Source organism: Ralstonia sp. TCR112 (assembly GCF_007997035.1).
GTDB lineage: Bacteria > Pseudomonadota > Gammaproteobacteria > Burkholderiales > Burkholderiaceae > Ralstonia > Ralstonia edaphi.
In genome coordinates, this window is record NZ_VOSS01000040.1 from 21,044 (window position 1) to 32,173 (window position 11,130).

The following is an 11,130-nucleotide window of genomic DNA, read 5'->3' on the forward strand; positions in this document are numbered from 1 at the left end:
TCACTTTACGGGAACTGCAATGCCGCCGAAACGTTTGTGCCTGTCTCTGGCCGTCCTTGGAACGCTGCCGTTTGCCCACGTGGCAACTGCCGCCGACACCGTAGCCGCAGCCGATGCGGGCACGTTGCCGACGTCCACGGTCAAGGGCACGCGCAGCAGCACGAGCTACGACACGCCGATCGCCAACACCGCCACGAAGATTCCCGTGCCGCTGCGTGAGATTCCGCAGTCGGTGAACGTCGTGCCGCGTGCGGTGATCCAGGACCAGGGCGCGCTGTCGATCAACGACACGCTGCGCAACGTGCCGGGCGTGTCGGCCTCGCTGGGCGATGCGCAGCGCGACCAGGTGACCATTCGCGGTTTCTCGTCGATCAACGACCAGTACGTCGACGGCCTGCGCGACGACTCGCTCTACTTCCGCGACCTGTCCAACATCGACCGCATTGAAGTGTTGAAGGGTCCGGCGGCCGTGCTGTACGGACGAGGCTCGTCCGGCGGCATCATCAACCGCGTGACCAAGAAACCGCTGGCCACGCCGCTGGCCGAGGTGGGCGTGGTGGTGGGCACCGAGCAGCAGAAGCGCGCCGAGTTCGACCTGAACACGTCCATCAACGACGACGCCATTCGCGCGCGCATCACCGGTGCGGTCGAGGATTCGGGCGGCTTCCGCAACGACTATTTCCTGCGCCGCCAGGCGATCTCCCCGTCGTTCCTGTTCAACCTGGCGCCCGATACCAAGCTGACGGTGCAGTTCGATTACCTGCACGACAAGCGCATCGCTGACCAGGGCGTGCCGTCGTATCGCGGTCGTCCGGTGAACGTTCCCATCGAGACGCGCTACGGCTCGGCTGATGCGGGCGCCGGCAATGTGGAATCCACCGTCAAGAGCGTGACCGGCACGCTGGACCACCGCTTCAACGACAAATGGTCGTTCCACAGCGTGGTGCGCAACTACGAATACTCGCTCGGCCGCAACAACTACACGACGGTCAGCCGCGTCACCGATGGGCCGATCCCGACCGTCACGCTCGCCGTCAACCAGCGCAACCGCAACGACCGCGGCACGCTGTGGCAGAACGAGTTGACGCAGAAGGCCGAGACCTGGGGCATCCAGCACACGCTGCTGTACGGCATCGAGCTGGGCTACCAGGACAAGAGCGACCGTGTGGCTGCCGCACCAGGCAGCACGACGTACAACCTGTTCAACCCGACGCTGCAGGTGTTGCCGACTGTGCCCGGCAACGCGGTGCCGACGAACTACGGCCTCTCGCACAACGAGACGTATGCAGCGTACGTGCAGGACCTGATCAAGTTTTCGCCGCAATGGACGGTGCTCGCCGGCCTGCGCTATGAAATCCTCAAGCAGAGCCGCGACGACCTGACCCCGCGCAATGTCGATCTGTCACGCACCGACAAGCCGGTCAGCCCGCGCTTCGGCGTTGTGTATCACCCGATCGAGCCGCTCTCGCTGTACGCGTCGTACAGCCGCTCGTTCCAGCCGCTGGCCGATAGCTTCACCTTCTTCCCGAACAGCGGCGCGCTGGCTCCGCAATCGACCACGAACTACGAGATCGGCGCCAAGTACGATCTTTCGGCCGGCGCGAGCGTCACGGCCGCGCTGTTCGACATGAAGCAGACCAACCTGACAGCAGCCGACCCGGTCACGCTGCTCGGTGTGCCCATCGGCACGCAACGCACGCGCGGGCTGGAGCTGTCGTTCACGGGCGAGATCGTGAAGACCTGGTCGCTGATGGCGAGCTATGCCTACCTGAACGGCCGCCTGGAAAACCCGAACGACCGCAGCGGCGGTGTGGCCGTCAACGGCAACCAGCCGTCGCTCACGCCGCGGCATAGCGGCTCGGTGTGGCTCAAGCACGATCTGCCGAACGGCTTCTACGTAGCGGGTGGTGTGCGTGCGGAAGCTGCGCGTTACGCATCGCAGTACAACCTGACGACGCTGCCCGGCTACATGACCGTCGACCTGGGTGCCGGCTATCGCAGCAAGCACCTTGATGTCACGCTGAACCTGCAGAACCTGTTCAACCGCGCCTACTACGTGTCGGCGCATGGCGGCGCCGAGAACTACAACATGCCGGGTGCCCCGCGCATGGCGCTGCTGGGCGTGCGCTACAAGATGTAAGCGCCGAACAGGCGAACAAGCGATGCTGCGACAGGTGCTCTTCCGCTTGCACTGGCTGATCGGGTTGTCAGCCAGCGTGGTGCTGGCCATCGTTGGCGCTACCGGCGCGCTGATGGCCTACGAAGATGAACTGCTGCGCGCGCTCAATCCCGGCGTGCTCACCCTGCCCGCGCGCAGCGGCCCTGCGCCGACGTTGCCACAGGTGGCTGCGCAGGCGCGTGCGGCCATACCGGATCGCCCCGTCACCTTCATCACCGCTGCGTCCGACCCAACCGAGCCGTGGCGCGTCTGGTACGCCTGGCCGCCCGGCAAACACGGCGGCAGCAGCCGCGGAGAGCTGCGCTACATCGATGCCGCTACCGGCACCTTGCTGCCCGAGGCGCGCGCGCAGCGCTTCTTTGCCACCGTGAAGTTGCTGCATCGAACGCTGCTGGCTGATGAGATCGGCAAGCAGATCGTCGGAGCCAGCACGGTGGGGCTTGTCGTGATGGCCCTCTCGGGCCTGTACCTGCGTTGGCCGCGTCGCGTCTCGAACTGGCGAAGCTGGCTCGTCATCCGATGGAGTCGCGCCGGTCGCATCCGCTGGTGGGACGTGCATACCGTCATCGGTACGCTGGTGTTGCCGCTGTATTTGCTCGCCGCCTTCAGCGGGTTGTATTGGGCGTATGACTGGTACCGCGATGGCCTGCAGCGCCTGGCCGGCATGCCGGTTGTCGCCAAGGCAAAACCGGTGGAAGGCGCGCGACAACCGCTCGACGGTGCGGCATTGGAGCGCACGTGGAACGTTTTCCTGGCCAACGCGTCAAACTACGGAACCGCCACCCTGCGTATTGACGATGCCCGCACCGGCAAGGTCGATATCAACTGGCTCCCGGCCGATGCACCGCACGACCGCGCCTTCAACCGTTTGACGCTTGACGCCGGCACCGGCGCCGTCATCCGCAACGAATCCTTCGCCGACAAGCCGCCGATGCAACGCCTGCTGGCCGGGATGTTGCCGCTCCACAATGGACGCTACTTCGGACCCATCGGCGTCGTGCTAGTGTTGATCGGAGCGTTGATGCTGCCGGTGTTTGCGGCAACGGGGTGGTGGCTCTATCTGGATCGGCGCCGACGCGCGCAACCGCAGCGCAAACACGCATCCGCAGCGACACGTCCTTGCTGACAACGTAGGGGCAGCGACGCGATGTCGGGCGCCTCAACACAACAAGGACAACATCATGGTGATCGAAAAATCCCGCGACCTCTGCCTGCGCCCCCTCGAGCGCAACGACCTGCGTTTCGTGCACGAGCTGAACAACGACGCGAAGATCATGCGTTATTGGTTCGAAGAGCCGTACGAAACCTTTACTGAACTCTCGCAACTCTACGACCGCCACGTGCACGACCAGCGCGAGCGCCGCTTCATCTGTGAAAACGACGCCGGCGAAGCCGTGGGTCTGGTCGAGTTGATGGAGTTGAACTACATCCACCGCCGCGGCGAATTCCAGATCATCATCGCGCCCGGCTGGCAAGGTCACGGCTATGCGTCAACCGCGACGCGACTGGCCGTCGACTATGCGTTCATGGTGCTGAATCTGCACAAGCTGTATCTCGTTGTCGACGTGGTGAACGAACGCGCGATCCACGTGTACGAGAAATGCGGTTTCCAGCGCGAAGGCGAGCTGATCGAAGAGTTCTTCAGCAACGGCGCGTATCACAACGCGCTGCGCATGTGCGTGTTCCAGCGCGATTACGTCAAGTCGATCCGCGGCGCCAACTGACGCACAACAGCACGGCCCTACGCCGTGCGCAGCCACGCATGCAGTTCGCGCTGCCCGACCTCGGTCATGTTGAGGGCCCGCGAATGCTTTTGCCGCGCCAGCCACCCCAGCGCGATGCAGCGCTCCGCCACGGCGGCCCCGAGCGCGCCTGCCAGATGCGGGCGACGTTCGCTCCAATCCATGCAGCCGTAAGCAAAGCGGCGTCGGCCATTGCGCAGTGCATTCACGTCGACGCCGATGGCGGCCAGCGCCTGCTCACCTTCGGGCGTGACGTCGTAGGCGCCATGCGTTTCATCGAGCTGCGTCAGCCAGCCGCGCGACAGCAATTTCTCCGACACCTCCGTGCCGAGCTGCCCGGCCAGGTGGTCATAGCACAGGCGTGCGGCACGCAGGTTTTCGGGCACGGCTGAGCGCCGCGGGTCCGCCGGTTTTTCAGGTGCGACCACCAGCAGCGATTCGATCATCTCCGCCACCGCCGGAGAGCGCAGCCCGAAGTACTTGTAGCGTCCGCTCGACAACGAGGTGATAAGCGCATCGGCCTCGAGCCGGCGCAAGTGCGCGCTGGCCGTGGCGGGCTCCACACCGGCGCCGTAGGCGAGTTCCTTGGCGGTGAGCGAGCGGCCTTCCATCAACAGCAGCAGCATGCGGATCCGGGTCGGATCACCAATGGTGGCGGCCACGCGGCCGATGTCCGGCTGGGTTGTCGATGCGGTGGCTGGGGAAGATGCGGTCATGGTTCGATGGAGACCAAACTGTTGGCGCGTGACAGGCGGGCGGCCAGTCCAGAGAATGGGAGCCATCTTACTCCCGCCCCACGCTGATGACCGCCCTCGACACCGCCCCGCCCGCCGACGTGCTGCAAGCCATCGTGCATGCCGACCCCGCGCCCTACTACGCCGAACTGGCCGCCACGCGTCCGTTCTTCTTCGATGCCACGCTCGGCTGGTGGGTGGCCGCCGGCGCCGAAGCCGTCGATGCCGTGCTGGGCAGCGCCGCGTGTCGCGTACGGCCTGCAGAAGAGCCGGTGCCCAAGGCCGTGGCGGCAACGCCCACGGGCGCATTTTTTGGCCGCCTCGTGCGCCAGATCGACGGGCCGGATCACAGCACACGCAAAGCCAAGGTGATGGCCGCGTTGGGCCGGCTGGATGTATCGGCGCTGGCCAGCCGCGCGCAGCGGCAAGCGCGCGCTACTCTGCCCGACGCAGCGAGCCTGGATGCCGCGCTGGATACCGATGCCCACTTTCGCGTGCCGCTCGCCACGATGGCGCAAACGCTGCTGGGCGATCACGCCGATGCACCTGCCTGCCAGGCCGACATTGCCGCCTACCTGGCCGCGTTGGGCCCGGGGGCCAGCGCAGGGGTGGTCGCGCAGGCCGATGCCGCCGTGGGCCGCCTGCAGCAGCGCTTTGCCGACTCGCCGTTCGCCGGCGGTGACGATGACAACGACGCCGACATCGCCAATCTCGCCGCCCTGCTCGCGCAAACCTACGACGCCTGCGCCGGGCTGCTTGGCAACTGCATCGTTGCGCTGTCGCGGCACGCCGGGTTGACTGCCCGGCTGCGCGCGCAGCCGCTCGCCATCGAGCCTTTTGTGCGTGAAGTCCTGCGCCGCGATGCGCCGGTGCAGAACACGCGCCGCTTCGTCGCGCACGATATCGCGCTGCTCGACCAGCCGCTGCGCGCCGGCGACAAGATCCTGGTGGTGCTGGCCGCCGCCAACGTGGATGGCACAACCAACCCGGACCCACTACGCTTCGACATCGACCGCGCAGCGCCGCGCCTGTGGACGTCGGCGGCGCGCGCACCGCTGCCCGCCGACGCATTGGCAACCACCATCGCGCGCGAAACGGTGCAGCATCTGCTGAGCCTGCCGGGTGTCGACCGATGGCTCGCCGGCCTTGGCAAGTTGACATACCGCCCCTCGCCCAATGCGCGCATTCCCCGCTTTCAAGCTTGAAGTTGCACCCCCGAACGCATCACGAAAACACCCCACAGGAGACTTGCCATGATCGCCGTCATCTTTGAAGTCGAGCCTGCACAAGGCCAGCGCGACACCTACCTCAACCTTGCCGCACGGCTGAAGCCCCTGCTCGAGCAGTCGATGGCTTCATCTCGGTGGAGCGCTTCCAGAGCATCACCAATCCGGACAAGATGCTCTCGCTGTCGTTCTTTCGCGATGAAGAGGCCGTCAAGGCCTGGCGCAACATGGAGCAGCACCGCGGCGCGCAGCACGTCGGCCGCGACCACGCGTTTGCCGACTACCGCCTGCGCATCGCCCACGTGGTGCGCGACTACGGCATGACCGAGCGCGACGAAGCCCCGACCGACAGCCGCGCCGAGCACGCTTGAGCGCAGGGCCGCGCACCTCTGCGGGCCCGATGTGACGCCTTTTGCGCCCGCCGGGCACCACCTTTGCTTAACCAGTCAGAACCTGCACGGCCGAGCACGCCGCATCACGGCCCCGGCATGCTGCCGTGCGCAACGATTGCAAAGGAATTGTCATGAATACCGCTTCTCATGAGGCTGAACGTGAGCCGCAAGTCGCTCCCGCCCGCACCGTTCAGAGCCCGGTGCGTTATGCCGTGGTCGGCGCCGGGTGGATTTCCCAGGCCGCGTTCCTGCCGGGCGTAGCGCAAAGCGGTAACTCGGTCGTCACCGCGCTGGTCACCGGCGACGAGGCCAAGGCCACCGCACTGGCCGACCGCTACGGCATCCAGCATGTCCACGGCTATGCCGACTACGACCAGTTGCTCGCCTCGGGCGATATCGACGCGATCTACCTTGCATTGCCCAACGACATGCACCGGCAGTACGCCCTGCCCGCCCTCCAGCGCGGCATCCACGTCCTGCTTGAAAAGCCCATGGCCACCAGCGAGGCCGATTGCGAAGCGATGATCGACGCGGCCCGCAACGGCAATGCGAAATTGATGATTGCCTACCGGCTGCACTTCGAGCCCGCCACACTGGCCGCCATTGAACTGGTGCGAGGCGGCAAGCTGGGCCGCATTCGCGCGTTTTCGGCCGTGTTCAGCCAATCGGTGGCGCCGTCCAACCACCGCGCCAACCACGGCTATTGGGCCGGGCCCGTGTCCGACATGGGCGTGTACCCCATCAACGCGGTGCGCAATCTCTTTGGCGAAGAGCCGATCGAGGTGTCCGCCTGCGGCGTGCGCGACCCCGACCTCCCGTTCAATTTCGACGACACCGTCAGCGTGACACTGCGTTTTGCCGAGCACCGCGTCGCCCAGTTCGTCGTCAGCTACAGCGGAGCAAGCATCGACCAGTACCGCATTCTCGGGACAAAGGGCGATCTGGAAGTTTCGCCTGGGTTCATGTTTGGCGTTGGGCTGAAATACCGCGCCACCATCGACGGCCAGACGCACGAACAGGCGTTCGACGCGACCGACCAGTTTGGCGGCGAGCTGCAGTATTTTTCGGATTGCATCCTCAACAACCGAGAGCCCGAGCCCAATGGCGAAGAAGGCTTGGCCGACGTGCGCGTACTGGCCGCCATCGAGCGCGCGCTCGAATCGGGCCAGCCGCAAAACCTGGGGCCGTTCCAGCGTCAAGGCCGCATGGAGACTGCGCAGGTGCGCAAGCTGCCGCCTGTGCCGTCGCCGGAACTGGTGGACGCGGCTGAACCCAGCCAGGGATAAGGAGAACCGAAAAAGAAAAACGCCCGCAACGAACGGCGGGCGTGGGACTCAGGATTTACAGATTGATGCGCTGCACGGCGTCGCGCATGCGCTTGCGGATCGAGACATCCGAATTGGTGTTGCTGCTGGAGCCGTCGGTTTCCATAGCGTTATCGCAACGCCATTCCGTGGCTTCGCCGTTGTCGGTCAGCGCACAGACGCGGTGGGTCCAGCGGTCCCACACAAACACATCGCTGCCGGCCTCGCCGGAGAGCAGCGGCTCAAAACGGTACATCCACAAGTACCCGACACCCAGCAGGGTGACCAGAAAGATCGCCATCCAGGACGCTTTGATTCGGCGCCACATTCTCATTTCTCCTCATGGAGCCACTGCGCCGGACGCGCCTGACAGGGCGTCGCTGGGCCAAAAGCGCGGTACTCCAAGGGGCAAATCGTAACATGTGGCATCCCGGCCCCGGCTCAAGCGGGCAGCCGATGCGGCAGCGCCACAACACCAGCAGCAACCTTATCGGAACGTCAGTTGAAGACGTCCTGCCGGTAGCGGCCGGATTGCATCTGCATCGCCAACCAGTCCGACGCGGTCGACAGATCGCTGCCGTAGCGCGCCTGGTGCATGCGGATGAGCGTGTCGCGCACCGCTGGCGCCATCGCACGGCCGTCGCCACAGACATACAACGTGGCGCCCGCATCGAACGCCGCCCACACAGCTTCGCGCGCATCCCACAGGGCATGCTGCACGAAGCGATGCGGATGCTCCGCCACGCAGGAATACGCGGGAAAGACGCGCACCACGCCTGCGTCTTCCCACGCTCGCAAGGTGTCTCGGTAGAGAAAGTCGTGCTCCGGGTGGCGGCAGCCGAAGCACAGCAGCGACGTTGCCACCGCCTCACCCGCCGCCTGCTGCGCGGCGCGCTCCTCCAGGAAGCCACGGAATGGCGCGATGCCCGTGCCAGCGCCGATCAGCACCATCGGCTTGCTGGGGTCTGCGTCAGGGGCGAACGGCGGATTGGGGGTGCGCACGGCGGCAGCGATCTCGGCGCCCGCATGCAGCGTCATCAGGTAGTTCGATGCCGTCCCGCGATACGTGCCGACGCCAGACCATGCCGGCCCCGACACCGTGCCCACCGTCAGCGCGGCCACGCCCGGCGACACCCGCGCCGACGACGCGATGGAATAGAGACGCGGGCGCATCGGCCCAAGCCGCGTGAGAAACGCGTCCAGCGTCAGCTCGATCGCGGGGAAGCGGATCAACAGATCGAGCACGCTGACATGCGCGACTTGAATGTCACGGTTGAAGCGCTCGGCCGCTTCATCGCCTTCGAGCCAGACGGCAAGCTGACCACGCGTGAACGGACAGCGCGTGGCCGCGTGCAGCGCGGTGATATCGCGCACGGTGGCGGTGTCCTGCAGCTCGACGAAATCGCGCAGCAACTGGCGCACGGATACCGGCTGGTTCAGCGGCAAGTGCCGCACGTGCGCATGGCGTGCGGTCAGCGTGACGAGCGCATCGCCCTCCAACGCAAGCCGTGTGATGGCGGCGTCGACACGGTCATCGGCATTGCGCGGGTAGACGGCGAGGTGGTCGCCAGTGGCGTAACTCACGTCGTCGGGCAACTGCACCGTGAGATGACGCGTCGGGCCGCGCGGCGCTTCGCGCGTGAAATCCCACAGGCCAGTGGCGTCGCTGACGAGTTCTTCATTGGCGAGCACCGTCATCGCGCGTGCGGCGGGCGGCAGCGTGGCGGCACGGAGCGCATCAGGCGCAACGTAGTCGACGTGGACGGACGGGCCGTCGGCGTGTGTCTGGCGGGTGCCCAGGGCGCTCCACAGGCTGCGCGTCCAGGCGTCGACGGCAGCATCGAAACCGGCATTTCCGTCCGCCTCGCCACGCGGCACGATGGCTTGCGCGCCGGCTGCCACAAGCATCGCTTCCACTCGCTTCGGGAACGCCTGGAACGCGGGCCATTGCGAGTTGCCGCAACCCAGGACGGCATAGCGCAACCCGGTTGCCTGGCGGGTAAGCGCATCGGCCGCGTCCAGCCGCGCCTCCAAGGTGCGGGCGCTGTCCGGCGCACGGCCGTTGTAGGTGGCGGCCACCACAATGAGCGTGCCCTGCTGCGGCAGCGCATCGGCAATGGCGTCGAGCGGCGCCACCTTGGCGTCGAACCCGGCACGCGATGCGGTGGCCGCGAGCTGCTCGGCGATGTCCTGGCAGGTGCCCAGGCTCCCGCCGTACAGCACGTGCATCGGTTCACCGCCGCCGGCAAGTGCCGATTCGGCGGCGTCTTGCGTGGCGGCCTCGGTGCGCGCAGGCGTGGCGATCGACAGCCGCTCCCGCGCGTTGCGCAGCCGCGCGCGCAGGCGGAAACCGTCCGGTTTGAGCGTCAGCGTTTCCTTGATCTGGAAGCCGTAGTCGTACGGGTCGGACAGCGCAAAGCGCTGCAGGATCACCGCCAGCGCCAGCTTGGCTTCGGTCAGCGCAAACTGGCGGCCGATGCAGGCGCGCTCGCCGTTGCCGAAGGGCTTGTAGGCGTGCGGGTGGAGCTTGGCTTCGTTCTCTGGCAGGAAGCGGTCGATATCGAAGACTTCGGGGCGATCCCACACCGCCGGATCGCGATGCAGCGCCAGCAGCACGGTCACCACGCGCTGGTCCTTGCGGATGGCGTAGCGGCCGCCAATGCGCGTGTCTTCATACGGCGCCACGCCAAAGCTCGGGGCGGTCGGCCACAGGCGCAGCGTTTCCTTCAGCACGCGCTCGATCACGTCGAGCTGCGCGAGGTGCGCATACTGCGGCACGGTATCGCCCGGCAGCACGCGGTCAACCTCGGCATACGCCTGCGCCAGCACGGCCGGATGGCGCAGCAGCATGTACAGCGCAAAGGTCAGGAGCCCGCTCGTCGTCTCATGCCCGGCAATCAGGAAGGTGATGACCTGGAAGCGGATGTTGGTGTCATCCAGCGGCTCGTCCGATAGGGGATCGCGCGCGTTGAGCATCAAGCCGAGCAAGTCGCTCGCGCCGACGCCGCCATCTTTTGCCTGACGGCGCGCGTGGATCACCTCGTCCACCAGTTGATGCATGGCGGCAACGTCCTGCTCGAACCGGCGATGGTGCTCGCGCATGAAGCGGTCTTTGAGCGGCAGGCGCGTGAGCTTGCCCATGGCTTCGGACAACACCCCCACCATGGCCGCCAGGAACGGATGCAGCTCCGGCGTGTTGAACGAATCGAAACGGTATCCGAAACCCGCCAGCGAGATGGTGTCGAGCGTGAGCCGCGTCATGTCGTCGGCCACGGGGATATCGGCGTCTGGCCCCTGGCGCGCCCATTTGTCGGCCAGCGCATTGGCGACTTCGAGCATCACATCGAAATAACCCTTCATCGCACGCTGGCTGAAAGCCGGCAGCAGAATGCGATGCGCCTTGCCCCAGTTGGGCTCGTCCTGATGCGCCGTGAAGAGGCCATCGCCCGCCCCCGCGCGCAGGAACGAGAGCGGCGGGCCGATCAGTTTGCGAAAACGCGTTTCGTCGCAGAGTTCGGCCACCAGATCGGCGGAATAGACGAACGGCACGCGC

At 66.1% G+C, this 11,130-nt stretch carries 8 protein-coding genes and 1 pseudogene; 6 read left to right on the forward strand and 3 right to left on the reverse strand.

Going from position 1 to position 11,130, the window contains the following annotated elements:
• Window positions 1–19: 19 nt before the first annotated feature.
• Genes FUT88_RS12940 through speG form a run of 3 tightly spaced genes read left to right on the forward strand, consistent with a single transcriptional unit; the run spans window position 20 to window position 3,903 of the window.
• Entirely contained in the window at window positions 20–2,140 is a 2,121-nt protein-coding gene (locus tag FUT88_RS12940; protein WP_147215651.1) for a TonB-dependent receptor, read from the forward strand.
• Between the two features lie 22 nt (window positions 2,141–2,162).
• On the forward strand, window positions 2,163–3,305 hold the full coding sequence (locus FUT88_RS12945) for a PepSY-associated TM helix domain-containing protein (protein ID WP_147215653.1): 1,143 nt from the start codon (window positions 2,163–2,165) through the stop codon (window positions 3,303–3,305).
• Between the two features lie 55 nt (window positions 3,306–3,360).
• Window positions 3,361–3,903 carry a spermidine N1-acetyltransferase gene (speG, locus tag FUT88_RS12950; RefSeq protein ID WP_102066311.1) on the forward strand — a complete coding sequence of 181 codons (543 nt, stop codon included), beginning with the start codon at window positions 3,361–3,363 and terminating at the stop codon, window positions 3,901–3,903.
• Window positions 3,904–3,920: 17 nt separating this feature from the next.
• Here speG and FUT88_RS12955 read toward each other — a convergent pair whose 3' ends face one another.
• Window positions 3,921–4,637, reverse strand: a complete 717-nt coding sequence (locus tag FUT88_RS12955; RefSeq protein WP_147215655.1) for an ArsR/SmtB family transcription factor — start codon at window positions 4,635–4,637, stop codon at window positions 3,921–3,923.
• A gap of 86 nt (window positions 4,638–4,723) precedes the next feature.
• On the opposite strand from FUT88_RS12955, the gene FUT88_RS12960 reads away from it, so the two are divergent.
• The 3 genes and pseudogenes from FUT88_RS12960 to FUT88_RS12970 all read left to right on the forward strand — a co-directional run bounded on the left by FUT88_RS12960 (window position 4,724) and on the right by FUT88_RS12970 (window position 7,559).
• On the forward strand, window positions 4,724–5,860 hold the full coding sequence (locus tag FUT88_RS12960; RefSeq protein ID WP_147215657.1) for a cytochrome P450: 1,137 nt from the start codon (window positions 4,724–4,726) through the stop codon (window positions 5,858–5,860).
• 48 nt (window positions 5,861–5,908) lie between these two features.
• Window positions 5,909–6,252 (forward strand): annotated as a pseudogene (locus FUT88_RS12965) (antibiotic biosynthesis monooxygenase family protein).
• A 152-nt stretch (window positions 6,253–6,404) separates the two neighbouring features.
• The gene (locus FUT88_RS12970) at window positions 6,405–7,559 is read left to right on the forward strand and encodes a Gfo/Idh/MocA family protein (RefSeq protein ID WP_147215659.1); all 1,155 of its coding nucleotides are present in this window, start codon (window positions 6,405–6,407) and stop codon (window positions 7,557–7,559) included.
• Between the two features lie 55 nt (window positions 7,560–7,614).
• Here FUT88_RS12970 and FUT88_RS12975 read toward each other — a convergent pair whose 3' ends face one another.
• Window positions 7,615–7,905, reverse strand: a complete 291-nt coding sequence (locus FUT88_RS12975; RefSeq protein ID WP_009240655.1) for a hypothetical protein — start codon at window positions 7,903–7,905, stop codon at window positions 7,615–7,617.
• 170 nt (window positions 7,906–8,075) lie between these two features.
• Window positions 8,076–11,130: cytochrome P450 (locus FUT88_RS12980; RefSeq protein ID WP_147215661.1), on the reverse strand; the 3,055-nt coding region annotated here is incomplete at its 5' end.

Bases quoted from the DNA above. Each gene is read 5' to 3' on its own strand.
- FUT88_RS12945 (WP_147215653.1), top strand. From the start codon at position 2,163: ATGCTGCGACAGGTGCTCTTCCGCTTGCACTGGCTGATCGGGTTGTCA.
- FUT88_RS12955 (WP_147215655.1), bottom strand. From the start codon at position 4,637: ATGACCGCATCTTCCCCAGCCACCGCATCGACAACCCAGCCGGACATC.
- FUT88_RS12940 (WP_147215651.1), top strand. From the start codon at position 20: ATGCCGCCGAAACGTTTGTGCCTGTCTCTGGCCGTCCTTGGAACGCTG.
- speG (WP_102066311.1), top strand. From the start codon at position 3,361: ATGGTGATCGAAAAATCCCGCGACCTCTGCCTGCGCCCCCTCGAGCGC.
- FUT88_RS12970 (WP_147215659.1), top strand. From the start codon at position 6,405: ATGAATACCGCTTCTCATGAGGCTGAACGTGAGCCGCAAGTCGCTCCC.
- FUT88_RS12975 (WP_009240655.1), bottom strand. From the start codon at position 7,905: ATGTGGCGCCGAATCAAAGCGTCCTGGATGGCGATCTTTCTGGTCACC.
- FUT88_RS12960 (WP_147215657.1), top strand. From the start codon at position 4,724: ATGACCGCCCTCGACACCGCCCCGCCCGCCGACGTGCTGCAAGCCATC.